Below are 25,387 nucleotides of genomic sequence, written 5' to 3' on the forward strand. Positions count from 1 at the left end.
TAATGGCCAGAGAGTTATGCCACTATACCTGCTGCCTGCATGCAGGCGCTTATTCCTGATGGCCAATCACAAAACTGGATTTACTAATTCTAAAGTTGAAATAAAAATCATGATATACTTATATGGGCGATTACTACTCACTCATAATCTCTTGTCTGATTGAATTTATATGGTCAGGATTATATGCTCAACCGAAACGCTGTTCTGCAGAGGGGACTCGTCAATGAGGCGAAAAAGTTTCCAGATACTCCGGCCGAGCACTATCAGCGTGCCCTCTCTATCATGAACAGCGCACGTCTCGATGATCTGCCAGCACTGTATGATGTCATATCCCTGTGCCGGGAGGCGGTTCGCCTGAATCCGGACTATGCGGAAGCGTACTGTCTTCTCGGAGCGGCGCTGGCTGGCATGGGGCAGTCGGGAGATGCGATTCAGGCCCTGGAAAAGGCGATAACCTTACAGCCCGGGTATGCAGAGGCCCATTACTATCTCGGGAAAGCTGTGCTGGCCACAGGGAATCCCGACCAGGCGCTAAACCTGTTCACCGCCTCGAAGCAGCTGGGCATGAACGAGTCGATGGCCTGCTGTGGTATCGGATCCGCCCTCGCGGAGAAAGGCCTGTACCGGGAGTCCATTGTAGAGCTTAGCCGGGCAATTGCTGTCGATCCGGGGAATGTCGAGGCATACGTTCGGCTGGGCATGGCCTGCTGTGAGACTGGATCTTATGCGGAAGCTATGGCCTGGCTGAAAAAGGCTGTGGAGCTAAATCCCGGCAACATCGAAGCGCACCTCTGCCTTGCACGCGCATATCTCCGCGGGCAGATGTACGATGCAGCCCTCGCTGAATATGATGTGGTGCTTGGCCTGAGGCCCCGCTGCCTTGACGCTATAAATGGCAAAGGCACCGTCTACCACTACAAAGGGCTAATTGACCAGGCTATTCAGGAGTACCGGCACGCGATCGACCTTTACCCCGGGGATTACCGCGCCCATAATAACCTCGCTCTGGCTTATGTGGACAAAGGTATGTACGAGCGGGCAATCCCGGAGTACCGGCTGGCGATCTGTGCCAGTCCGAAGCTGCCTGAACTCCACGCTGACTATGGTATGCTATTGCTGCTTACCGGTGATACCTATGGTGCCACACTCGCATTCCGGGAAGCCTTGCGACTCGCGCCGGACAGCTATTCTGGTCATGTAAATCTTGCCGTTGCTCTATACCAGTCCGGCCAGTGTTCAGACGCGCTGGCCGAGCTTGCCGAGGCGGTCCGGCTCTCTCCCTCGGAGCCAGAAGCATTCTTCCATCTCGGCACTATTCACGACCGCTGTGGAGATCCTGTAAAAGCTGCTACTGCTTACGAGAGTTTTATACGCTTCTCTGCCAGCGGAGACAAACGCGTCAAATCTGTCCGGGCAAGATTACTGGAGATCAAGGGTGGTAAAAAGCGAAAGTAGCCTCTACGATCTTTTCTCGAAAGCTACTTCCCTGAACACTATATAGCGAAGCATTTCAGCCATATCAAAGACCTTGTGCGGCTCGCGTCCATACTCCTCGCAACCGCTCAGACCCGTTTTATCTATTAGCTCCCCTTTCGAGTCGAACAGCGTGTAGAATTCCTCGTTGCCGAGGATGTCCGCGGGGTAATACTGAACGCAGAACCGCCTGCCCGGGTCGTGGTAGAGCAGGGCCGCAGGCAGTTGGGCTTTCAGGCCGCAGGCGTTGCAGGTGAAGATGTTGATCTGCCAGTTGAATAAGGCCTCCTTCAGCTCGGGGTCGGTCCCTATGTTGATCTCCTGCCATACGATCATTTCCTGGGCTGCCTTGCATTCAGGACATTCCATAGTGATCTTATCGCTTTTCGACATCTTATCGTAATCCTGCCGATGGGCTTGTTCGGGCTAGAGTTGATCGGGCTGCACTATAGATCAGGTCTGGCATGGCCGGTAATGCTAAGTCCTGTCTTTTTACGGGTGGGTGTAGTAAGCTAATACTACGCCGTTGATCGTATCGATTCTCACGAACGCGAAGCGCTCGAACTGGACGACGTTGTTCAGCTCGTTCCTGATATCGCACTCTGCGATACCGTGGAATTCGCCGTCGGGGCCGATGACCCTTGTTGGCACCCCGCCCTCTCTCGTCACCCACTGGACGATTTTGGCGCCCTGTTTTAAGACTGAGAGATCGTTGCCGATATAGTCTCCCGTAAGCGGGTCGCTCCCTGTGATTCTTACGTTATACAGGTCCTTGAGTCTCAGGATGTCTCCCGGCCTGGCGTTATCCGCGTCGGATTTGGGGATCAGGATCTCGGGGTTCTCCGCCACGCACATCTCCCTGAAGCCCCGCTTGTGGTCCTGGGGGTGGAGGGGTGCTTTTGCAGTGGTGAACGGGGCGCCGTTGACCTTGAGCACGACGGGGTCCGGGACGAAGAAGTACCTGTTGGCCTTCGGGTCTACGATCTTCCTGTTCTCTGCGTACAGGGTGTCCATGCTGAACTCTATATCGGTCTCTGTGACGCCCATGTTGATCATGACGTTGCGGATGGCTTCCGGCTCGATGCCTCTTCTCTTCAGGGCCACTACCGTGGGTAGCTGCGGATCGTCCCAGCCCCTGTATTCGCCGGCCTCAATGCCCTTTTTCATCACGCTGGTGGAGAACTTGCCGAAGCCGAGGAGCCTGACTCTGCCCCAGTGGCTGACGTGGGGGTACTCCCAGCCGAGGTACCTGTAGATGTACTTCTGCTTGTCTGCGGTCTTCATCAGGTCTTTGCCCCTGATGATGTGAGTAACGCCTAAAAAGTGGTCTTCCATCGCAGACTCGAAGTCCAGCATGGGCCAGACCATGTATTTTGTGCCAGTCTTCGGGTGGGGCTCGGTGACGATGCGGAAGGCGACCCAGTCCCTCATTGCGGGATCCTTGTGGGCGATATCGGTCTTAATACGCAGTACCGCTTCTTTGCCTCCGTAGCCGCCAGCGAGCATCTTCTTCCACTTCTCCATGTTCTCGGCCGGAGGAGTTTCCCGGTGCGGACATGGCTTTCCGGCTTCCTTGAGGTCATGGAAAACCTCGTTGTCACAGGTGCAAACGTATGCTTTGCCGAGGTCGATCAGCTTCTCTGCCTGCTCGTAGTACAGGGGCAGCCTGTCAGAAGCCGCGACTACCTTGTCGGGCGGGCAGCCGAGCCACTTTGCGTGCTCCACGTACCAGGTGTACGCTTCGATCATCGGCTTCTTGATCGACGGGTCGGTGTCGTCGAACCGCATGATGAAGACGCCGTCGTACATGCGGGCGTACTCGTGGTTGACGATGATGCCGCGGGCGTTGCCTAAAGACGGGGGGCCGTTAGGATTAGGTGCTATTCTCAGGGTCACTTTCTGGCCCGGCTTAAGCATCGATGTGTCGAGCGGCGGCAGGCCTCTCCTGACCTCCTTCTTCACGCTGAGCTCCTCGATGAGCTCGGGGGCGATCTCTGACAATTTCGCCTTGATCTCGTCCTGCGACATCTGCCCGATGTCGGCGAGGACTTTTTGCACGATTGGCATAAGCTCCTTCGCATGCGGCCGAAGCTCGGGGTGCGTGCCCAGCAGCTTGCCGGTGACGGCTCCTGCCTGGGGGACAGAGCCGTGCTTGTACGCGTTCTGGAGCGCGAACTTTTGGATGAGAATCTCGATGTCTTTTGTTTCCATGAAATAATGCTCCGATGACAGTACTGGCATACACTATAACGAACTTCCTACTTATGATTTGCTCTGAATACCGAAACCGGAGCTAAAAGAAAAAACGGGGGTTTCCCCGTCGCCTGACCGCTTACCACCAGAGTCCGCCGAAGCCGCCGAAGCCGCTGAACATCGAGCTGAATGCCAGCGAGCTGCTGAACGAGCTGCCGAAGAACGGGAACCCGAAGCCTCCGAAGAACGGGAATCCGAACCCGAACCCTCTGAAGAACGGGAATCCGAACCCGAATCCTCTTCCGAACCATGCGGTGGCCGGGAGAGCCAGTGTCAAAAATGCTGTTGCACCTGCAACTACAAGTTTCTTAAACATGTATGCTATACCTCCTCTGATCACTAAATCTCCCAATATAGTGTTCAATATTGCCAGCGATTTAAACAAAATATTGTGTGTACGAGCTCAAAATTGTTAATGCGAGTTATTTTATGGTTAAAATGTAAAAATAAGCTTATCCTGTGCCTATATTGTGATGAAATGCAGGATTTTCGGCCGCTTCTATAATTCAACCACTGAATTATCCTGGCGAACCTTTGAGCCTTAAAAAATGGGGCAGCCCTAAAACTGGCTGCCTATGCTGTTTCCGTTTCCTGCATTTCTGTCCTGGCCGAAAAGTAGCCTCTGACCACTACGTACCCGATCAGGATGACGACTCCGACAGACACTATGGCCGATAACACGAAGATGTCCTGGAACGCCGGGCCCATTATATCCTGTAGCGCTTGTGCCATCATGGACTCCATATCGGGGCTTCCGGTCCCGCCTGCCGGCATGCCGGAGCTCATGCCTGAGCCCGCGTGGGTTGACATGGACGCCATTAGCGCTTCCAGCTTTTTAGTTCCGCCCGAGATGTAGTAGCTGCCGATCGTCGGTCCGATGATGCCGCCCATATTCATGAAGGTGTTCACGATGCCGCTGGCGCTGCCTTTCATATTGGGGGGTACCAGGGCCAGCGTCAGGCTCTGGAAGGAGCCCATGCTAAAGCCCACTCCTATGCCCATGATCAGCAGAATTATTGCCAGTACCAGCGTGCCCGACAGCGCGTAGGCCATCGCAAAAAGGGCGCCGCAGGTGACTATGGCACCGGCGAGCAGGACAAACCTGATACCTATTTTGTCCGCCAGCCTGCCTCCTAAGATGGCCATCACCAGGACTGACACTGTTAGCGGGGTTAGTATAGAGCCGCTATCCTGGATTCCCAGGCCGAGGACCATCTGGGAGTACGATGGCACGTACAGGACGATGGAGAAGAAGCAGAACCCGAACGCGAGCGCTGCAAAGTTCACCGCCAGCACCTCGGGCCTGGCCAGCAGGGGGATACTCAGGATGGGCTCCTTCGCCTTCCTCTCGAAAAGCACGAGCGATATCAGCAGTATGGCAGCGATGACGAACAGCGGAAATACCGTGATGTCGCTCAGCGGCAGTGAGCTCAGGCGTATGACTCCCAGCATCAGCGTGAGCAGGAAGCCTCCCAGCATGGCTGCTCCCGGGAAATCGATCGAGTGCTTCTCGTGGCCGTACGTCTCGGTGAACCGGAGGGCCAGCAGGATGGCAAGGATGCCGATGGGCGGGTTGATGTAGAATACGTACCGCCACCCGAAGTGCTCGACGAGGAACCCTCCGAGGTTCGGCCCGATGATCGCTGCCACGGCGTTAATCGCCATCATGATGCCCATGGCCATGCCTCTGCTCTTTTCCGGCACTACCGCGCCGATCTCTGACAGCGCTGCGGGCAGGATCATGCCGCCCCCGATGGCCTGTATAACTCTGAAAACGAGCAGCGAGGGTATGTCCCATGCCAGGCCGCAAGCCAGCGAGCCTATGCAAAACAGGGCCACACCCAGGATGTAGAGCCTTTTTCTGCCGTACAGGTCTGCGATCTTGCCTGCCAGCGGCATCGTCACGGTAAATGCCAGCATGTAGATGGTGACTGACCAGACTACCCATTCGTAGCTGGTATTAAATTCAGAGACCACAGTGTTCAGCGCCGGAACAAAGATGGTCGCGTCGAGCTGCGCTATGAATACTCCGATCGCTAACACTGCGAGGACGTATACTGGCGATAATCCTGGTTTTTCACTTGTCTGTCCCATCGAAATACCTCTTTATGGGTTGAGCGGCAACTCTGTGGAGCTGCCTGGCATAACATGTCGCCTGCTCTATGGGAGAGTCATATATTAAAAGTTTTCCAGTGAGTTGTAGTGATTAGAACAACTTTATCTGAAAACCATGGCGGCCAGCCGAAAACGCCATATATTTATAAGATGTGCCGGCAGATACTATGTTAGAAGGTGTAGCTGGTGGAACCGATCTCAGGCCGACTTGTGGAATCGCTGCGCACTCTGGGGCTTACCGACTACGAGGCCCGGGTTTACTCCACTCTAGTGGCGCTGGGCCAGGCCGATGCCAGGCAGGTCTACGAGTACCTCGGGGCGTCCAAGCCGAATGTCTACGAAAGCCTGAAGAGCCTCACCGCCCGGGGCTTCGTCCTGACAGTCAGCGCCAAGCCTGCCGTCTACAAAGCGGCTCCGTACGAACTGGTGCTCAGGCGCCTGATGGATTCCCATAAGGAAGCAGAAGCCGCAGCCCGGGAAGCTTTGCTGGCGCTGGAGCGAAGCCACGCGGAGGGGGACGAGACCGCTGTCATGTGGACGCTGTTTGGCGACCGCAACATCTCTAACAAGATGGAGGTACTGCTATCATCCGCCGAAACCGTCGTCCGGGGCATCGTGCCTGCCGGTGATCATCCTATCCTTGAGCATCTCCGGGGAAAAGATGTGAAGGTCGACCTCATCGTGCTGGGTGAAGAGAATCCTGCTGTAACTTTCGGCCTGGCGGACGCTCAGGTGCGTCACGTAATGCGAAACCACGGTAGCAGGCTGTTTGAAAGGGACCCGGAGCTGGAGGAGATCCATAGTATGCTCACGGGTAACGCTATCATGTTCATCGTAGACGACAGGGAGTTCATATATGTCCTGCCTTCGGAAGGCCGGCAGATTACTGGCATTACATCGGCGAACCCGTCGATCGTCCGCATGGCCTCACTCTTTTTCAAAGTGGCCTGGGGGAAGAGCGGGCTGCTCGCAGGTAAGTAATCTTTTTATAGTCAAAGCGAGTATTCTCCATACAAATTCCGGCTTGCATCAGCCGATTTAAGATCGTACCGATATTAAATCGGGCCGATTTACATTCAATATTCACAAAGAGGCGCCCGAGGCGTGTTACATGACCGAGCTAGCGAAGAAGTACGACCCTAAGGAGATTGAGCCACGCATACAGAAGTTCTGGGAAGACAATAAAGTCTTTAAATTCGATCCCGACAGCAAGAAGCCTGTCTTTTCGATCGACACGCCCCCGCCGACACTGTCAGGCTACATCCACATGGGACACGTGTTCTCCTACTCCCAGGCGGAGTTCGTCGCCCGGTACCAGCGCATGAAGGGCTGTAACGTGTTCTACCCCATGGGCTTTGACGACAACGGCCTGCCCACGGAGCGGTACGTGGAAAAGAAGTACAAGGTCAACATCAAGGATATCGGCAGGGAAGAGTTCGTCAAGCTCTGCCTGCAGGAGACCGAGATCGGCGGCAAGAGCTACCGGAACATCTGGACTACTTTAGGTATTTCCGTCGACTGGAGCCTTCTCTACTCTACCATTAACAAGCGCTGCCAGCGGATTTCCCAGCGGTCATTTTTGGACATCTACCGGACTGGCCGGGTCGAGCGGCGGAACGAGCCCGCCATCTGGTGCCCGCTCTGCCAGACTTCACTCGCACAGGCTGACGTCGAGGACTCGGAGGAAAAGCAGTCCTTCCTGAACACGATCAGGTTCACCGCGGTCGACACCGGCGAGGACCTGCTTATCGCCACTTCCAGGCCGGAGCTCATTTCCTCATGCGTCGCCCTGATCGTCAACCCGGACGATGAGCGGTACAAGAAGCTGATCGGCCGCAAGGGCAGGACCCCGATCTTTGGCGTCGAAGTGCCCATCATCGCCGACCGCAAGGTCGAGATCGGGTTCGGTACCGGCCTGGTCATGGTCTGCACCTTCGGCGACAAGACCGATATCGACTGGTGGCGGGAGTATAACCTGCCACTCAAGCTGTCTATCGGCCCGGACGGCCGGATGAACAAGAACGCCGGCAAGTACGAGGGCATGACTCTCACCCAGTGCCGCAAGGCGATCCTCGAAGACCTCAAAGAGGCCGGCCTGCTGCTGGAGCAGAAGCCGATCTCCCACGTGATGAACGTCCACGAGCGGTGCGGCACTCCTGTGGAGTACTACGTCACTCCGCAGTGGTTCATCCGCATTCTCGACCTGAAGGATGAACTGCTCGCCCAGGGTTCGAAGCTCAACTGGTACCCCGAGCACATGAAAGTCAGGTACGACACCTGGATACAGGGCCTGAAATGGGACTGGTGCATCTCCCGGCAGAGGTACTTCGGCGTGCCCTTCCCTGTCTGGTACTGTGCGAAGTGCGGCGAAGCGGTCGTTGCAGAGGACTCTCAGTTACCCGTCGACCCGCTGGTCGACAGGCCCCTGAAGCCCTGTCCGAAGTGCGGCTCCACCGAGTTCGAGCCCGAGAAGGATGTCATGGATACGTGGGCAACCTCCTCGATCACCCCGCTGATCAATTCTAACTGGGGCGAGCCGAACTCTTACATCGACCAGATCTACCCGATGAGCCTGCGCCCTCAGGCCCACGACATCATCCGGACGTGGCTGTTCTACACGGTCATCAAAAGCTACCTGCACACGGGGACCCTGCCATGGCAGAACGTGATGATCTCCGGCCACGGCCTCGACGCGAACGGCAAGGCCATGCACAAGTCCAAGGGAAACGTCATCGAGCCGCTGCCGGTCATAGCCAAGTACAGCGCAGACGCTCTCCGGTGGTGGGCGGCTTCTGCGAAGCTTGGCGACGACATGCCCTTTAAAGAAAAAGAAATCGTCTACGGCCAGAAGTTCCTGAACAAGCTGTGGAACGCGTCGAGGTTCTGCGCAATGCACCTGCAGGGCTTCAAGCCTGAAGCTAAGGCCCAGCTTGAGCTGATCGACCACTGGATACTCTCAAAGCTGAACAACGTCATCCGGGAGAGCACCGAAAGCTTCGAGCGGTATGAGTACAGCAAGGCTAAGGTGGCTGTCGAGCAGTTCTTCTGGGGAGACTTCTGCGATAACTACCTCGAGATGGTCAAGGACCGCCTGTATAGTAAAGACGAAGCAAGGGCCGCGAGCAGGGATGCTGCGCTATACACTCTGTACACGGTCCTTCTCGACTCGCTGAAGATGCTCGGCCCCTTCACTCCTCACGTTACTGAGGAGATCTACCAGTGCCTGTTCCGTGAGTCTCACGGACCGGAAAGCCTGCACGTCTCGGGCTGGCCGAAGGCCGAGGCCTGGTGGGACGACCAGGAGGCGCTGAAGCTCGGCGAAGCGGCTACCATTATCATTTCCGCCCTGCGCCAGTTCAAGAACGCCAACAACATGGCCCAGAATGCACCCCTGTCGCGGCTGACGATCGGCGGCGACGCGGACGGTATCGCCCGAGTCGAGTCTGTGCTGAAGGACACGATGAAGATCGGGGAGATCAGCTACACGCAGATAGAAAAGGCGGATGCTGTCGCCACGATTGCTGGAAAAGACCTGAAGCTCAAGGTCGAGAAATAAATAGTCCGAGGCCCTTTCAGGGCCTCGTAACCGGTGCCTTACCCGGTGCTGTCGTTCTCCTGGATACCCAGACGAACATGAGGCCCAGCAGTGCGCCCCAGATGACCGCTGCGATCAGCGACGAGATGATACCCGCTGCAGTGGCGCCAGCGGTTACCGCCGTACCTATGCCCACTACGATGGGGAGCAGAAGTCCGAAGATGACCCAGAGCACCAGGAAGAATATAATGCCCTTTGTTACTGCACTGGTGGTCGGAATGTTCTCGTAGATCGCTCCGAAGATAGCTCCCAGGATCAGTCCGACGATTGCCGTGAAGAGCAGGAACGTGATCATGGCCGTCACCGAGGCAGCCATGCCTCCAGCGGCGGGTAGAACTCCTCCGAAGACTGCATTGATGTCTACATAAGACATCAGCGACGCAAGCCCAATAAGCGCCAGCAGGATCGTGATTACACCGATGATTATGCCGGTGATGATGCCTGCGATCGCACCGTCTCCAATATCTCTAGCTGCCATTAGATACCTCCTTTATCGATTCCGTTTATAGGACTAATAACACAAATTTTTGCTTAATTTGCTTTTTTATGGCTAAAAAATCTCTATATTTCCATTTCATAATGTTTGTCCGCATTAATAACAAGATTCTACTATGGCAAAATGTCAAAAAGCAAAAAGAAGGTACCTTTTGAGAACCTGGTGCCTGATTGCCCGAAAGTAACCTTATGTATTGCCGACCATGGCTGCGCCGGCATGATGGCTGTTCCGGCAAACAAATTAAAAAAGGTGGGACATGTGTCCCGTTTAGTTCTTTCTCTGAAGGATCGCCGCGGCTGCGATGATCATGCCCGCAAGGGCTATCAGGGAGACAAAACCGGGAGTCGGAGCTGCCGTCGGGCTTGTCTGTGGGATGGTCACGTCGGTCGCCGCAGGCACGTCGGAAGTTAAGGTCAGGTCGTTCGGAGGCTGGTAGTAGCCAGGGGCGTAGCCTTTGATGTCAGCGTTGGTGATGTCCTTGCCCTGCATGTTCACTACATATACCCTTGTGCCTTCCCTGTTGGGGTACTGGACGATCTGGGGGAAGTCAGGGCCTCTGCTCGTGTCTGCGATGGCGTCGGGCTTAACGTAGATCTGGTACAGGCCATCGTCTGTTACAGGTATCTGGTAAGTGCCGTCCGGGTTCGGGTTGGTCACGTTTGCAAAGCCAGTCTGAATGTTCACGGCGTAGATCGTGAGGTCAGAAACGGTCAGGTTTGTCGTCGTCTCAGTCACGTTTTCCGGGAAGCTGGATGCAGCCGGGAAATCTACTTTTCCGCTTATAGTACCTCCTGCTGCCATGGCGGAAGCAGGAATAATGAAGAGAGCTGTTATAAGAAGCCCTACCGTTAATGCCATTTTATTTACTGCCAAATATATCACCCTATGATATTCATGCTTTTGTAACCTACTTTTGCATTATCGCTAAATAACTTTTCGGTGCCTATGCTGGAAATGTCACATATTCACAATCGGTCGGGTATATTTTCCACCGGCAGGGTGTCCTGAGTAAAGATTTTATGCCTGACAGCTTATAGTCCTGTGCTATGAATGACCAGACAAGGGCTTTTCTGCGGGAGCGGTTCAGGGATTACTACAGCCGCAGCAAGGTCTTTGTACCGCCGGGGCTGGCGCAGCGGGAGTGGGGCTTCATCTTTCACGAAGAGACGGTCGGCGTAGCCATGAGGCGCCACAAGGCTTTCAATTCAGAGGGTGAGCTGGCCGACTACCTGCGGAGCATGCCTCCTGCCCATGCATATCATTCTGCCGCCTACTACAGGCATCCTCAGGCTCCCACCATGCAGGAGAAAGACTGGCTGGGCGCCGACCTCATCTTTGATCTTGACGCAGACCATCTCCCGGGGGTCAAAAACATGACCTACGGGGAGATGCTGGATAACGTCAAGGTAGAGATCATCCGGCTGATCGACGAGTTCCTCATCGACGACCTCGGGTTCAGGGAGAAGGACATGGACATCGTCTTCTCCGGGGGCCGTGGCTACCACGTGCACGTCCGGGACGAGCGGGTGCGGACTCTCAAGAGCCCGGAGCGGCGAGAGATCGTCGACTACCTGCTGGGCACCGGCCTGGAGCCGGACAGAATGTTTATCCGGACCAATCAGCGGATCGATACCGGCACTACCTCGGTCGCGGGCGTATGGCTTATCAGGGGCTTCGACAGCGTACCAGGAGGGTGGGACAGGAGGGTGGCCAGGCACATCGTGGAAAAGCTGGATCAGATCGGCAGGCTGCCCGACAAGGACGCTAAGGAGGCCTTGAGGGCTTTTAGCCTCGAATCGAAAGACGTGAAGAGAATTCTACACGTAGCCCGGGATCCGGCCAGCCTGCAGAAAATCCGGGAGAAGGGCCTGATCGAGCTGTCCGGTAACCTGGAAGGGTTTTTCCGCAGCATTCTGGCCGGCACGATCGACCAGTTCAAAGTATCTCTGGCCGGCAAGACTGACGAGCCGGTCACGGCAGATATCAAAAGGCTTATACGTCTGCCCGGCTCCATACACGGCGGGTCATCTTTCAGGGTGACGCCCCTCACACGGGCTCAGCTAGAAAGCTTTAATCCTTTGGAGGATGCCATTATCTTTAGCGACGACCCGGTCCGGGTGCTCGTGACCCGCCCGGCTGTAGTTGAGATGAAGGGTAAGATCTACCGTGTCTCGGAAGGCGTAGGCCGGCTGCCGGAGAACGTCGCCATGTTCCTGATGTGCCGCGGGAGTGCGGATTATGAACCTTGAAGACCTGGCGAACCGGCTGGCGCTCGAGCGCGAAAGTGACCGTCTGCAGGAGCTGGACGAGTCGTTCTACGATCAGGCGGCAAGCTATGTGAAGAACATGGAAGAAGCCCGCCAGGAAGCCTCTGACTACAAAGAGCTGGCTATGATCGACGACGAGATCAAGAACGCCCGCATCCTGGTCGAGGGTATCTTCGACAGGCGAATGAGTAAGATCACTCAGTATGCAGCCATCTGTGCAGCAGGCACCAAGATAAACCTGGATGGCCTCACCAGGGCGGAGAAAAACGTTTTTGACGCGCTGGTCAAAGCCCTTGAGCGCGGGCGGGAAGAGATCCTGATGCCTGCGCTGGAAGTCCGCTCGACAAGAAACGTTGCGAAAAATATATTAGGTGGGGCAACCACAAAGGAACAGCCTATCGAAAGTTCTTTATCCTTGAATAAAGATGTAGGCGAAGAAGTCATGATGGTAAAAGTGCTCCGGGACGTACCTCGGTTTGTGGGCGTCGACGGGAGACAGTACCAGTTATCGGGCGAAGACGTGGTCGTCCTTCCAAAGGCGAACGCCCTGGTGTTATGTAACAAAAACATAGCAATACCACTTCAAAACCAGCAAGGATAGGGATAAACAGTATAAGCAAAGGTGTGATTATTATGAAGATGCCAAAGAAAATGAGGACCTACTGTCCTTTCTGTAAGACTCACCAGGAGCACGAGGTGGAGCGTGTCAAGAAAGGCCGCGCATCCATGCTCACCAGGATCGAAAGGCAGAAGAGGCGTTCGTTCGGTATCGGTAACCGTGGTAAGTTCTCCAAGGTGCCCGGCGGCGACAAGCCCACCAAGCGCGTGAACCTCAGGTACAGGTGCCTGAAGTGCAAGAAGGCTCACCAGAGGGCATGCTTCAAAGCGCAGAAGTTCGATCTAGTGGAGGAATAATACCATGGACGCACCCAGATCAAGATTCTTAAAAGTCAAGTGTAACGACTGCTCTAACGAGCAGATCATCTTCGGCAGCGCCAGCAGCAAAGTGGACTGCACAGTATGCGGGCGGACCCTTGCAGAGCCCAGGGGCGGCAAGGCAATCGTCAAGTCCCAGATCCTCGAAGTACTGGAATGAGGTTTTAGAGCTATGGTAAAAGGATGGCCCAACCCCGGTGAACTGGTAGTCTGCACAGTGACGAAAGTAGTGGACTTTGGCGCTTTCGTCGCGCTGGACGAGTACGATAACAAGGAAGGGCTCATCCACATCTCCGAAGTGGCGTCCGGCTGGGTCAAGTACATTCGTGACCACGTCCGGGAAGGCCAGAAGATCGTATGCAAAGTCCTCGATGTCAACCCCAAGCGGGGGCACATCGATCTTTCGTTCAAAGACGTCAATGAGCACCAGCGCCGGGAAACGATCCAGCTCTGGAAGAACGACCAGAAAGCCCTCAAGTGGCTGCAGTTCGTGGCTGAGGAAACGAAGCTCCAGCCGAAGGAACTGGAGGACCTGGAAGACACTATCCGGGATGAGTTCGGCAACCTCTACGCAGTCTTCGAAGAAGTTGTGCACGACGGTCCGCAGGGACTTATCAAGGCCGGCATCCCGCAGAATATCGCCGACGCGATCAACCGCATCGCACACGAGAACGTCAAAGTTCCGTCTGTCGACATCGCAGGCTACGTCGACCTGCTCTGTCCGACTTCCAACGGGGTCGAGATCATCAAGAAGGCCCTGAAAGCCGCCGGCTCAATCGACGCCGGGGAAGGGGTCACGGTTGATGTCACCTACGTCGGAGCGCCCAGGTACCGCATTCACGTGATAGCGCCCGATTACAAGAAGGCTGAAAAGGTCCTGAACACGGCGGCCAGGGCAGCTATCGACTACGTGAAGAAGCACGAGGGCGAAGGCGAGTTCCACCGGCACATGGAAGAGGCCAAGTCTATCTCATGAAGACCAGGATGAAAAAATGCGAGCGCTGTGGCAGGTATACCCTTAAGGATACTTGCGAGTGCAGCGGCAAAGCCGTCAACCCGGTGCCCGCCCGTTTTTCTCCACTCGATCCCTACGGAAAATACCGCCGCAGAGGAGCGAAATATTAACATCTTTTTTAGCGAGGAACTCTTATGATCGAGACTACCGTTGTAGAATATCGCGAGATCGAAACCGAAAGCCCTGTAATGATTGTGGGCCTGCCCGGCATAGGGCTTGTGGGCAAGCTTGTGGCCGATCAGCTGATCATTGAGCTGAAGGCCGAAAAGTTCATGGAGATATTCTCCCCATGTCTGCCTCCTCAGGTCAACGTGAACCCGGATGGCACAATCAAGCTGGTCAGCAACGAGCTTTACTTCTACAAAGGTAATGGACAGACTCCCGACATGATCTTCCTGGTCGGCGATCATCAGAGTGTGACCAATGAAGGCCACTACGAGCTGGCAGGCATATACCTTGACATCGCTGAGCGGTACAAAGTCCGCCGGATCTATACCATGGGTGGCTACGGCACGGGTAAGCTGATCGAGACACCCCATGTGCTTTATGCGACCAATAAGCCCGAAATCATCGAGGAGATCAAATCATACGGGGCCATCTTCAACGAGGGTGAGCTCTCGGGCGGCATTATCGGCGCTTCCGGGCTGATCCTCGGACTGGGCGAGCTGAGGGGCATGGAATGTGTCTGCTTCATGGGGGAAACCTCCGGCTACCTCGTAGACCCTAAAAGTGCCCAGGTCGTCCTGGCAGTACTGTGCAAGGCGCTGAACATCGAGATCGACACGAAAGAACTCGAAGCCCGGGCGCAGGAGATCGAGAAGATCATCACCAAGATCAAAGAAATGGAGCAGTCCCAGATACCGAAGGACTATCCTGCGGAAGAAAAGTATATCGGGTAAATATTCTGCCAGGCAGTTGCCTGCAGCGAATGTTTTTAAAGGTACAGGATATACAGGCACCGCTTTACTTCTGTTCGATGCTGCCTAATCTCTGATGAATCTCGCTAAGCTTCTGTTGGGAGCGGTCAACTTTTTCTTTCAGCTTATCGACCTCATCTTTCTCAAGGCTGACCTTGACGACGGTCAGAAAGATGAACGTCACCAGTAAGAACCATACGATTGCCACTAAAAACAGCACCATTTCAATACTGATTTCCATGTTGACACCCCTATTCAATACGACTTTATCGCTTCTCTGTCATATGGTTTTTGCTTGGGCGCGCAGAGTAATTACAAATATATATGCTATTTCAGAGAAATGCCGTTATTTTCGGCATATTTATCGCTATAATCCGTTATAATCACTGGAAAAATTAAGGGTACTTCGATAATATATCTATTTCTTAGTATATAATGACCAGCTAATATTGCCAGAGATGGAGGTGAAATGGATGTGCGACACCTGTGGCTGCGGCAAGAAACCTAAATAATATCGATAGGGCAGCATGGCCACCGTAAGTGGTGGCCATCCGGGGATAAAGAAAAATCTTTTTTGATCTTATTGTATCGATTCGAACTGCGACTGCTTGATCTCTCTCCGGCGGCGCTCGAGGTAGCCGTAAACCGCTCCATGAGGTGCTCCGTCGATCAGCATGTCCAGCGCTGTCCGGACTGTCATGATCTGCTCAGCGTCCCCGATGATGCTGATCGTTTTCCCGTAGACCGATATTTTGGCCCCGGTCATGGACTCGATGATCTCCCTCGTCTTGCCGCCCCTGCCGATGATCCTGCCTTTGATCCTGGTCAGGTCGGAGGGTGTATCGGTGATCTTGGACAGGTCCATCATATCGAGGATCAGGTCTTCCGAATCCAGGAGCTTCAGGGCCTTTTCCGGGCTGAAGCCTCTGGCTATCGCCTTAATCGCATCGCTGGCCTTCAGCGCCTTGAACGGATCGCCTTCCTTCGAATCGATGACTACTGTTCCCGACTCGCTGTCCACGCTTATCTGGGCGCCGGACTTCTTCTCCAGTAGCTCTTTGATCTTACCATCTACGCCTATGATCGCACCGATCCGGTCCTGGGGGACTTTGATGTGTTCTTGCATGATATCACTTCTTCGTCGTTATCTCAGTCAGGAGGCTATCCTCGTCGCACTTAACTCCAAGCTTCTTAAAATACCGTACGATATTTTTCACATCGCGCTGCAGGAACTCACGAGACATCGGGTGATCAAGCAACACGGATTGTCCCATATCAATTATTACTGGTTCATCTTCATATAAGAGTATGTTGAACTCGCTCAGGTCTGAATGGACCAGCTTTGCTTCTTGATAAAGCGCTACCATATAACTGACTATCGTTCGATAAATATGTTCCGGCTCGGCGAGTTGCACATCTCTCAGCCGGGGGGCAGGTATGCCGTCCTTCCCTATGAACTCCATGATCAGGATGTTCCTGTCCGCCTCTATAGGGGCAGGGACTCTTACCCCGGCTTCCGCCGCCCGCTGGAGGTTCCTGAACTCTTTCTGAGTCCAGGCGAAGATAATGCCTTTCTGGGTATGCTTGATGTTGGCAAACCTCGGATCGCCCAGCATGTAGTCCTCCATCTTCCGGAAATCGCTGGTGGCTATGCGGTAAATCTTGATCGCTATTTCCCGGTCCTCAGCCCCGATCGCGTGGAAGACGTTTCCCTCCTTGCCGGTGGACACGACGCCCCCCATCGCCTTTATAATGCCTTTGTTGGCAAAAGTGTACAGGGCTTTAAGGGTGGCGGTATCGAAGACTTCACCGCGGAGCTTGAGGTCCTCCGAATCCTTGATCTTGATGCGATACTCGTCGATCTTCTCGTCGATCCGCTTCTCTTTCTTGCTCGGGCGCTCCAAAGTCATACCTCGCGTAGTAGCTCTCTTACACAGAGTCTCACGCTCTCTTCAGAGTTGTGGACAGGCTTCCAGCCTAGAGCCTTCAGCTTCGCGATCGAGAGGGTCATGAAGGGCACGTCCCCCTTCCAGCCCCGGTCTCCTCCGGTATACTCGAATTCCACGTTCTCCAGCCCCATCTCGGATGCGACCGCTCTGGCGATGCCGGTGACGTCGAACCGGTCATCCGAGCCTATGTTGAATATGTTCACCGGGGCATTGGAGTTTCTCACCGCAAAGAGCATTCCGTCCACGCAGTCGCTGATGTGAAGGTAGGACTTGGACTGCCGGCCGTTGCCAAGGATGGTCAGCTTAGACGGATCTTTGCGTAGCCTGCCGATGAAGTCGAAGATGACGCCATGGGTACCTCTGCTGCCGATGATGTTGGCGAACCTGTAAATCCAGGACTGCATGTCAAACGTGTGACAATATGCGCTGATCATCGCCTCGCACGCGAGCTTCGATGCGCCATACAGCGATATCGGCATGAGTGGGCCGTAGTTTTCCGGCGTCGGTATCACTTCGGCCTCGCCATACACCGTCGATGTAGATGTAAAAGCAATCTTTCTGACCCCTGCGGCCCTCATCGATTCCAGGACGTTGAAAGTGGCGATGGTGTTCTGAGTCAGCGGTGTTCTGGTATCAGTCACCCCGGAGCGCACGTCTGGATTGGCGGCGAGGTGATAAACCATGTCTGCGCCCTCAAAGGCACTACTGATCAGGCCATCCCTAGCCAGGTCTTCGTTGACGAACGAAAACTCAGGATTGGTCACGTGATGCTCGATAAACCGGAACTGTCCCCCGGACAGGTTATCCACGACGGTGACCTCGTGGCCTTCCTCCAGAAGGCGATCTGTGAGGTGGCTTCCAATAAAACCGGCACCGCCGGTGACAATGCACTTCATGATCTATCAATAGCCCGCGACAAGTAATAATAAGTTATGGTATGGTATAGCCTGTCCCGGACCACTACCGGCGCAAGTCTTTCTGTAATCTCCCCGGTCAGGAAAAATTAAATGCCGGGCATTTTATATTCATATAAGAAAAATGCTCTATATCAGGATACGGTGTTATGAGGAAGACCAAGATCGTTTGTACTATCGGCCCTGCGTGCGATAGCCAGGACATGCTGGAAAAGCTGGCCGTAGCCGGAATGAACGTAGCCAGGCTGAACATGTCTCATGCAGATCACGAGCATACTGTTCAGACTATCAATAACATTCGCATGGTTTCAGAGGCGATAGGCAAGCCGATCGGCATACTGATGGACCTCCAGGGCCCGAAGATCCGGGTCGGCACCCTGCAGCAGCCGGCAAACCTGAAGCCGGGAGGAACTTTTACCCTGACCACCAGAGACGTGCCTGGAGACAGCCAGGAAGTCAACGTCCCCTTCAAAGAGCTTCCCCAGTCGGTGAGCACGGGCCAGACGCTGCTCCTCGACGACGGGCTGATCGAGCTAAAGGTGGACGCTGTCACCGAGACGGATATACGGACAAAAGTAGTCAGGGGCGGAGAGCTGAAATCCAAAAAAGGCATCAACCTGCCCCAGAGCACGATCAGGATTCCTTCGATCACCGAAAAAGACGTAAGAGATCTCGAGTTCGGCATCGAGCATGAAGTCGATATGATCGCCATGTCTTTCGTTCGAAAGCCTCAGGACGTCCTCGATCTGAGGAAAAAGATCGAAGACAATGACTCCGATATCCCCATTATTTCGAAGATCGAGAAGCACGAGGCGGTCAAGAACATCGACGGCATCATAGACGTTGTCGACGGCGTGATGGTTGCCCGCGGCGATCTGGGGATCGAGATTCCCATGGCCGAGGTGCCAATCGTACAGAAAATGATCATCTCGAAATGCATTGCCCGAGGGATCCCGGTTATTACGGCCACCCAGATGCTGGACTCTATGATCAGGAACCCGATACCTACCCGGGCAGAGGCTACGGACGTGGCCAACGCAGTTTTCGACGGCACAGACGCCCTGATGCTGTCCGGAGAGACCGCCTTCGGCGAATATCCTGTCAAAGCCGTAGAGACCATGGCCAGAATCGCGAAGTATACGGAAGAGTCTACTTATTACAAGCATGCGATAGCTGCAAAAGCCCCAAAGCCCTCTCTATCAATGACGGATGCGGTCGCCCAGAGCACGACTGAGTCCGCCAGAGTACTCAAAGCGCAGGCGATCATCACCGCAACTCAGACCGGCTATTCCGCCAGGAAAGTCTCCAAATACCGGCCGCAGCTGCCCATTCTTGCAGTGACCAACGATCCGAAGGTGGTAAACCGTCTCACGCTTTCGTGGGCGGTCTTACCCTTACTGATCGGCAGCCCGGGGAACCTCGACGAGCTGATTCAGGACTCTGTGGACGCCTGCCTGCAAAAGGGCTACGTCAAGAACGGGGACCTGGTCGTGATAACGGCTGGCGTGATGACCGGCATTCCTGGCGGCACTAACATCATGAAAATCCACGTTGTGGCAAAAGAGCTTGCCAGAGGCATAGGCGTGGGCAAGGACATCGTGAAAGGCGTGGCCAGGGTGATTAAGTCTCCCTCCGAGTTCACAAATATCCGTAGCGGCGATATTCTGGTGATCAAAGAGGTCGATGTCGATCACATAGACGACGTGAAGCCGGCGCGTGCGATAATCTCGGAGGAAACCGGATTGACGTCCTACAGTGCTATTATAGGCAGAGAGCTCAATATCCCCGTTGTAGTGGGCATAAAGAACGCTACGAGAATTATTCAGGATGGCAGCACTATTACTGTTGACTCAGTGCGAGGCATGGTCTACGAGGGATCCATCAATCTGCCGGGCGAATAACCTTCTTTTTGGGGCGGCCGGTGCACCACCAGCCTCTCTTTTTCCTGTTTCTGACTCTGCCGCAATTTATTTATACCATGCATTGTATTGAGAAGTTCCACACGAAACCTGCTGGATAACAGCCGGTTGATGTGCGATAGTATGTCAGATTCCCATGATATTCCATATATCATGGTTTGAGATGCCATCACTCGTTCATATGGCGAATGAACAAAAAGCTATAAATACTAAGTGTGGCATTATGATGTTCCGCACGAAACGTGCTGTAAAACAGTGCTTAAGTGCGAGTAAAAATGACATGATATAGTCGTATATCATGGTACATATGTCAGTTTTTCATACGACAAATGGTCGGATGAAAAACTATAAATAGCAATGTGGTGTATGTATGTTCCCGCACAATGCGGGAAAACGTATAACATTAATACATTAGTGAGGAGCTGAGGGGCGCACCTTTGTGGTGTGGTCGTGGCTTTGATGTTGGTTGGTTGTTCGATATTTCCTTGATTGGTGATTTGGGTTTTGTCATTTCACCAATTGAAGTATATTGAATTAGTACATAAGTTAGTGTGTGTACATGCACATGGTAAACTGTGTGTTGGTGTACCGCATCTGATTCCTTGAACTAAGACTGTTAGACTTCTCTTGAGTGGGATTAATACAAATGAGCTTTGTGTGCTTAATTCTGGTTGATCCTGCCAGAGGTCACTGCTATCGGTGTTCGATTAAGCCATGCGAGTCGAGAGGCGTCATGGCCTCGGCGTACTGCTCAGTAACACGTGGACAACCTGCCCAAAGGTTCGGGATAACCCCGGGAAACTGGGGATAATACCGGATAGGTCACAAATACTGGAAGGTTTTGTGGTTGAAACTTCCGGGGCCTTTGGATGGGTCTGCGGCGGATTAGGTTGTTGCCGGTGTAACGTACCGTCAAGCCTGTAATCCGTACGGGTTGTGGGAGCAAGAGCCCGGAGATGGATTCTGAGACACGAATCCAGGCCCTACGGGGCGCAGCAGGCGCGAAAACTCTACAATGCAGGCAACTGCGATAGGGGAACATCGAGTGCTCATCATTTTGGTGGGCTGTCCCATCGTCTAAAAAACGGTGGTTAGCAAGGGCCGGGCAAGACCGGTGCCAGCCGCCGCGGTAATACCGGCGGCTCGAGTGGTGGCCGATATTATTGAGTCTAAAGGGTCCGTAGCCGGCTTTGCAAGTCTTTTGGGAAATCCAGCGGCTTAACCGTTGGGCGGCCAGGAGATACTACATTGCTTGGGACTGGGAGAGGTAAGAGGTACTCAGGGGGTAGGAGTGAAATCCTGTAATCCTTTGGGGACCACCGGTGGCGAAGGCGTCTTACCAGAACAGGTCCGACGGTGAGGGACGAAAGCTAGGGGCACGAACCGGATTAGATACCCGGGTAGTCCTAGCCGTAAACGATGCTCGCTAGGTGTCACAACAATCGTGAATTGTTGTGGTGCCGTAGGGAAGCCGTGAAGCGAGCCACTTGGGAAGTACGACCGCAAGGTTGAAACTTAAAGGAATTGGCGGGGGAGCACCACAACGGGTGGAGCCTGCGGTTTAATTGGACTCAACGCCGGACAGCTTACCGGGATCGACAGTTGTATGAAGGCCAGGCTGAAGACCTTGCCGGACTAGCTGAGAGGAGGTGCATGGCCGCCGTCAGTTCGTACCGTGAGGCGTCCTGTTAAGTCAGGCAACGAGCGAGACCCATATCCACTGTTGCTAACACTTCTAGAAATAGATGGTGAGTACACGGTGGAGACCGCTGGCGCTAAGTCAGAGGAAGGAGTGGTCGACGGTAGGTCAGTATGCCCCGAATATCCCGGGCTACACGCGGGCTACAATGGACTGGACAATGGGTAACGACACCGAAAGGTGAGGTCAATCTCTTAAACCAGTTCTTAGTCCGGATTGAGGGCTGTAACTCGCCCTCATGAAGATGGAATCCGTAGTAATCGCATTTCAAAACAGTGCGGTGAATACGTCCCTGCTCCTTGCACACACCGCCCGTCAAACCACCCGAGTGGGGTTTGAATGAGGGCCTCTTTCATTGAGAGGCTCGAATTCATGCTCTGTAAGGGGGGTTAAGTCGTAACAAGGTAGCCGTAGGGGAATCTGCGGCTGGATCACCTCCTAACGAATCGTGTCCCCAGGACACGAAAAACCCAAAAAGGGGTTCAGAATCTAGTCACCAGTCGGGGAGTCGATAAACAACCAATCACGATATTACATTCATCTAATAATCACAGATGATCGGTGCACCACGTAGACACTGTTTATGTGGGAAGGGTTGATGTTCGCAAATAAGGGATCTAAAAAGTATTGGTCTTCTTTCCAGTTTGCGATCGATGATGCTGTGTAAAGGAATTTTTGCTCTGGACGCTGTATTGGAATGTGAATATGTTCCGATAATAGCAATTAATGTTAGCATAGTTTAGTTACTGCAAAGAGATAAGATTCGGTAATTCCGATTGTCTTTTGGCGTTGCTATGCCGTCTAGTGAATGGCTGGGCTCAAGAACCGATGAAGGACGTGCCAAGCTGCGATAAGCCATGGGGAGGCGCAAGGAACCGTTGATCCGTGGATCTCCTAATAGGAACTCCTAACACTTTTTGTGTTGACCCGATAAGGGTTGGGAACGCCCTGAGTTGAAACATCTGCGTAGGGGCAGGAAGAGAAAACAAACTTTGTGATGCTGTTAGTAACGGCGAGTGAACACAGCACAGCCTAAACTGAATCCCTCCTTGTAAGAGGAAGGGAGATGTGGTGTTTTAAGCCCGCTTTTTAAATCGGCCAGATATAAGATTAAGTCCCCTGGAACGGGGTACCGTAGAGGGTGATAGTCCCGTAGTCGCTATCTGGTGGTTGTAGCGTGTGCTTGAGTACCGTGGGTCGGAAATCTCGCGGGAATATTGGGGGACACTTACCTCCAAGGCTAAAAATATCTTGAGACCGATAGCGCAATAGTAGAGTGATCGAAAGCTGAAAAGCACCCTGAGAAGGGAGGTTAAAAGAGCCTGAAACGAGACGGCGATGGAGGGACAAGGCATTAAAGGATCTTCCACTTGAAGGAAGCAACCGCGAGGTTGTTGTACGAGAGTGGTTGCCAATGTTTTGTCGTACGTTTTGAAGAACGGGCCAAGGAGTGTACTCGAATGGCGAGGCTAACCCAGTAGTGGGGGAGTCGTAGGGAAACCAACAAGCCTGCAAGCAATGAGAGGCGACGTATACAAGTGCGTGGAGTCATTAGGGTACGACCCGAAACCAGGTGATCTAGACGTGGGCAGATTGAAGCGTAACGAAAGTTACGTGGAGGATCGTTAGGGGTTTTGACGTGCAAATCATTCCCGTGACCTACGCCTAGGGGTGAAAGTCCAATCGAACTTGGAAACAGCTGGTTCCTCCAGAAACATATCGTAGTATGACCTCACACGAGGCCGGAGGCCGAGTAGAGCACTGATTAAGGGAGCCGGGCGGGAAACTGCTCGTCCTTTTGTCAAACTCCAAAGCGGCTTTCGCTGTAGACTGTGGGCAGTCCGGGCTGGGGGGTAAGCTTCTAGTCCGTAAGGGAGACAACCCAGACCTGGGTTAAGGTCCCTAATTGTAGGCTAAGTGTAAACACTGAAGGGCGTCCCAAGCCCTAGACAACTGGGAGGTGAGCTTAGAAGCAGCTACCCTTTAAAAATAGCGTAACAGCTTACCAGTCGAGGTTTGGGGCCCCGAAAATGGACGGGGCTCAAGCCTACAACCGAGACCCAGGCGTACCGAGAGGTAATCGCGTATGGAGGCGTTCCGGGTGGGTAGAAGCAAGGCTGTAAAGTCTTGTGGACCACCTGGAAACGAAAATCTTGGCATTAGTAGCAGCTTAGCAAGGTGAGAATCCTTGCCGCCGAAAGGGCCAGGTTTCCTCGGCAATGATCGTCAGCCGAGGGTTAGTCGGTCCTAAGATACATCTTAACCGGAATGTGTCAAAAGGGAAACAGGTTAATATTCCTGTACTCTTGCATAGTGAAACCAACGCTTCAGGTTAACATTTGCAGGCTCGTCTGCCTGTTCAAGCTAATAGCCTCGTGGAGAACCGTAATGGTGAGAAGCGGGGTAACATGTGATGACGTAAGAAATGCCACCCTGGAGCCCATGAAAAGGGAATGCAAGAACCGTACCGAGATCCGACACAGGTGCCCCTAGTTTAGTAGACTAAGGCGTGTCGGTTTACCGTGGCCAAGGGAATTCGGCAAATTAGCCCCGTAACTTCGGGATAAGGGGTGCCTGCCATGAAGATGGCAGGTCGCAGTGACGAGGGAGCGCTGACTGTCTAATAACAACATAGCTGATCGCCAAACTGTAAAGTCTAGTACGATCAGTGAATCCTGCCCAGTGCAGGTACCTGAAAACCTCGTTCAAGGGGAAGAAGGGCCTGTCAACGGCGGGGGTAACTATAACCCTCTTAAGGTAGCGTAGTACCTTGCCGCTTAATTGGCGGCTTGCATGAATGGATCAACGAGCGCTCTACTGTCCCTGGCCACGCGCCGGTGAACTTTACATCCTAGTGCAGAGTCTAGGGACCCCTAATGGGAAGTGAAGACCCCGTGGAGCTTTACTGCAACCTGTCGCTGGGTTGTGGCCCTGGATGTGCAGCGTAGGTAGGACCCGTCGAAACCAAGACGCTAGTTTTGGTGGAGGGGCTCATGAGACACTACCCTTCTTGGACTACGACCCTAACTCAGAGATGAGGACCCCGATAGGTGGGCAGTTTGGCTGGGGCGGCACGCCCGCGAAAAAATATCGAGGGCGCTCTAAGGTCAACTCAATCGAGTCAGAAACTCGACCGAGAGTGTAAGGGCATAAGTTGGCTTGACTGGCAACCGCATAATGAGGTTGGCAGAGACGAAAGTCGGACCTAACGAACCACTACGCCTTCTAAGTGAGGGCTATTGATGTCAGAAAAGCTACCCCGGGGATAACAGAGTCGTCGCCGGCAAGAGTACATATCGACCCGGCGGCTTGCTACCTCGATGTCGGTTCTTTCCATCCTGGCAGTGCAGCAGCTGCCAAGGGTGAGGTTGTTCGCCTATTAAAGGAGATCGTGAGCTGGGTTTAGACCGTCGTGAGACAGGTCGGTTACTATCTGTTAGGGGTGCAAGAAAGTCTGAGGGGAAGTTGCTTTTAGTACGAGAGGAACAAGGCAACGGCGTCACTAGTCTACCAGTTGTCCGACAGGGCATCGCTGGGCAGCCACACGCTAAGTTGTAAGGGCTGAAAGCATCTAAGCCCGAAAAACACCCTGAAAAGAGACTTTCACACGGACACTCATAAAAGATGAGTTAGATAGAGTTGAGGTGTACACACCAAGGTAACGAGGTGCTCAGCCTGCAACCACTAAAAGTCCAACCCGCCAAAAAACAACAACGAGTACCGGGTCCTAAACACTAACTATAACTAACAACTTGTTATAGTCGGGGTTCTCATTCCAAAGCGAAATCCAGAGCGAAACAAGCTTTACACAGACAGTTCAACCAACCGAATCCTTAACT

21 protein-coding genes and 2 rRNA genes are annotated in these 25,387 nt (G+C 53.7%); 13 read left to right on the top strand and 10 right to left on the bottom strand.

Going from position 1 to position 25,387, the window contains the following annotated elements; all coding sequences use genetic code 11:
- Positions 1 to 183: 183 nt before the first annotated feature.
- Positions 184 to 1,455: a tetratricopeptide repeat protein gene (locus RCI_RS14555; RefSeq protein ID WP_012037207.1), complete on the top strand. Its 1,272-nt coding sequence runs from the start codon at positions 184 to 186 to the stop codon at positions 1,453 to 1,455.
- A 3-nt stretch (positions 1,456 to 1,458) separates the two neighbouring features.
- Here RCI_RS14555 and RCI_RS14560 read toward each other — a convergent pair whose 3' ends face one another.
- The 4 genes from RCI_RS14560 to RCI_RS14575 form a co-directional block, all read right to left on the bottom strand.
- Positions 1,459 to 1,866, bottom strand: coding sequence for a CpXC domain-containing protein (locus tag RCI_RS14560; RefSeq protein ID WP_012037208.1), 408 nt, complete (start codon positions 1,864 to 1,866; stop codon positions 1,459 to 1,461).
- A gap of 99 nt (positions 1,867 to 1,965) precedes the next feature.
- Positions 1,966 to 3,684, bottom strand: a complete 1,719-nt coding sequence (locus tag RCI_RS14565) for a glutamate--tRNA ligase (RefSeq protein ID WP_012037209.1) — start codon at positions 3,682 to 3,684, stop codon at positions 1,966 to 1,968.
- A gap of 121 nt (positions 3,685 to 3,805) precedes the next feature.
- Positions 3,806 to 4,042, bottom strand: coding sequence for a hypothetical protein (locus RCI_RS14570; protein ID WP_148266651.1), 237 nt, complete (start codon positions 4,040 to 4,042; stop codon positions 3,806 to 3,808).
- A gap of 257 nt (positions 4,043 to 4,299) precedes the next feature.
- Positions 4,300 to 5,820: an MFS transporter gene (locus RCI_RS14575; RefSeq protein ID WP_012037211.1), complete on the bottom strand. Its 1,521-nt coding sequence runs from the start codon at positions 5,818 to 5,820 to the stop codon at positions 4,300 to 4,302.
- Positions 5,821 to 6,027: 207 nt separating this feature from the next.
- Here RCI_RS14575 and RCI_RS14580 point away from each other — a divergent pair, with 207 nt between their 5' ends.
- A complete protein-coding gene (locus RCI_RS14580; protein WP_012037212.1) occupies positions 6,028 to 6,822 on the top strand; it encodes a TrmB family transcriptional regulator in 795 nt (264 codons plus the stop codon).
- Positions 6,823 to 6,952: 130 nt separating this feature from the next.
- Positions 6,953 to 9,397 carry a valine--tRNA ligase gene (locus RCI_RS14585; protein WP_012037213.1) on the top strand — a complete coding sequence of 815 codons (2,445 nt, stop codon included), beginning with the start codon at positions 6,953 to 6,955 and terminating at the stop codon, positions 9,395 to 9,397.
- A gap of 16 nt (positions 9,398 to 9,413) precedes the next feature.
- Here RCI_RS14585 and RCI_RS14590 read toward each other — a convergent pair whose 3' ends face one another.
- Both RCI_RS14590 and RCI_RS14595 read right to left on the bottom strand, forming a co-directional pair.
- Positions 9,414 to 9,914: a DUF6789 family protein gene (locus RCI_RS14590; RefSeq protein WP_012037214.1), complete on the bottom strand. Its 501-nt coding sequence runs from the start codon at positions 9,912 to 9,914 to the stop codon at positions 9,414 to 9,416.
- Positions 9,915 to 10,199: 285 nt separating this feature from the next.
- Positions 10,200 to 10,805 carry a hypothetical protein gene (locus RCI_RS14595; protein ID WP_012037216.1) on the bottom strand — a complete coding sequence of 202 codons (606 nt, stop codon included), beginning with the start codon at positions 10,803 to 10,805 and terminating at the stop codon, positions 10,200 to 10,202.
- A 173-nt stretch (positions 10,806 to 10,978) separates the two neighbouring features.
- Here RCI_RS14595 and priS point away from each other — a divergent pair, with 173 nt between their 5' ends.
- The 7 genes from priS to RCI_RS14625 are packed head-to-tail and all read left to right on the top strand — an operon-like array spanning position 10,979 to position 15,049.
- On the top strand, positions 10,979 to 12,181 hold the full coding sequence (priS, locus tag RCI_RS14600; protein ID WP_012037217.1) for a DNA primase catalytic subunit PriS: 1,203 nt from the start codon (positions 10,979 to 10,981) through the stop codon (positions 12,179 to 12,181).
- The gene (locus RCI_RS14605; RefSeq protein WP_048198732.1) at positions 12,171 to 12,800 is read left to right on the top strand and encodes a hypothetical protein; all 630 of its coding nucleotides are present in this window, start codon (positions 12,171 to 12,173) and stop codon (positions 12,798 to 12,800) included. The genes priS and RCI_RS14605 overlap by 11 nt, the downstream gene beginning before the upstream one ends.
- 32 nt (positions 12,801 to 12,832) lie before the next feature.
- Positions 12,833 to 13,114 (top strand): 50S ribosomal protein L44e, encoded by a 282-nt coding sequence (locus RCI_RS14610; protein WP_012037219.1) that lies wholly within the window; start codon positions 12,833 to 12,835, stop codon positions 13,112 to 13,114.
- A gap of 4 nt (positions 13,115 to 13,118) precedes the next feature.
- Positions 13,119 to 13,295, top strand: coding sequence for a 30S ribosomal protein S27e (locus tag RCI_RS14615; protein ID WP_012037220.1), 177 nt, complete (start codon positions 13,119 to 13,121; stop codon positions 13,293 to 13,295).
- 12 nt (positions 13,296 to 13,307) lie between these two features.
- Positions 13,308 to 14,111, top strand: coding sequence for a translation initiation factor IF-2 subunit alpha (locus RCI_RS14620; protein ID WP_012037221.1), 804 nt, complete (start codon positions 13,308 to 13,310; stop codon positions 14,109 to 14,111).
- An 8-nt stretch (positions 14,112 to 14,119) separates the two neighbouring features.
- The gene (locus tag RCI_RS16450) at positions 14,120 to 14,260 is read left to right on the top strand and encodes an RNA-protein complex protein Nop10 (RefSeq protein ID WP_231844995.1); all 141 of its coding nucleotides are present in this window, start codon (positions 14,120 to 14,122) and stop codon (positions 14,258 to 14,260) included.
- A gap of 24 nt (positions 14,261 to 14,284) precedes the next feature.
- Positions 14,285 to 15,049, top strand: a complete 765-nt coding sequence (locus tag RCI_RS14625) for a proteasome assembly chaperone family protein (protein ID WP_012037222.1) — start codon at positions 14,285 to 14,287, stop codon at positions 15,047 to 15,049.
- Positions 15,050 to 15,113: 64 nt separating this feature from the next.
- On the opposite strand, the gene RCI_RS16805 is transcribed toward RCI_RS14625, so the two are convergent.
- The 4 genes from RCI_RS16805 to RCI_RS14640 all read right to left on the bottom strand — a co-directional run bounded on the left by RCI_RS16805 (position 15,114) and on the right by RCI_RS14640 (position 17,912).
- A complete protein-coding gene (locus RCI_RS16805; RefSeq protein ID WP_148266652.1) occupies positions 15,114 to 15,308 on the bottom strand; it encodes a hypothetical protein in 195 nt (64 codons plus the stop codon).
- 339 nt (positions 15,309 to 15,647) lie between these two features.
- Positions 15,648 to 16,193 carry a KH domain-containing protein gene (locus RCI_RS14630; protein WP_012037224.1) on the bottom strand — a complete coding sequence of 182 codons (546 nt, stop codon included), beginning with the start codon at positions 16,191 to 16,193 and terminating at the stop codon, positions 15,648 to 15,650.
- Between the two features lie 4 nt (positions 16,194 to 16,197).
- Positions 16,198 to 16,977: a serine protein kinase RIO gene (locus RCI_RS14635; protein ID WP_012037225.1), complete on the bottom strand. Its 780-nt coding sequence runs from the start codon at positions 16,975 to 16,977 to the stop codon at positions 16,198 to 16,200.
- Complete coding sequence (locus RCI_RS14640) at positions 16,974 to 17,912, bottom strand: NAD-dependent epimerase/dehydratase family protein (RefSeq protein ID WP_012037226.1); 939 nt, start codon at positions 17,910 to 17,912, stop codon at positions 16,974 to 16,976. Before RCI_RS14640 ends, RCI_RS14635 begins: the two co-directional genes overlap by 4 nt.
- 167 nt (positions 17,913 to 18,079) lie before the next feature.
- On the opposite strand from RCI_RS14640, the gene pyk reads away from it, so the two are divergent.
- The 3 genes from pyk (at position 18,080) to RCI_RS14655 (ending at position 25,256) form a co-directional block, all read left to right on the top strand.
- Positions 18,080 to 19,831 (top strand): pyruvate kinase, encoded by a 1,752-nt coding sequence (gene pyk, locus RCI_RS14645; protein ID WP_012037227.1) that lies wholly within the window; start codon positions 18,080 to 18,082, stop codon positions 19,829 to 19,831.
- Positions 19,832 to 20,513: 682 nt separating this feature from the next.
- A 16S ribosomal RNA gene (locus RCI_RS14650) occupies positions 20,514 to 21,988 on the top strand.
- A gap of 339 nt (positions 21,989 to 22,327) precedes the next feature.
- Positions 22,328 to 25,256: ribosomal RNA gene (locus tag RCI_RS14655) — 23S ribosomal RNA — on the top strand.
- Together the 16S and 23S rRNA genes form the textbook arrangement of a ribosomal RNA operon.
- The last annotated feature ends 131 nt before the right edge of the window (positions 25,257 to 25,387 follow it).

Source organism: Methanocella arvoryzae MRE50 (assembly GCF_000063445.1).
GTDB lineage: Archaea > Halobacteriota > Methanocellia > Methanocellales > Methanocellaceae > Methanocella_A > Methanocella_A arvoryzae.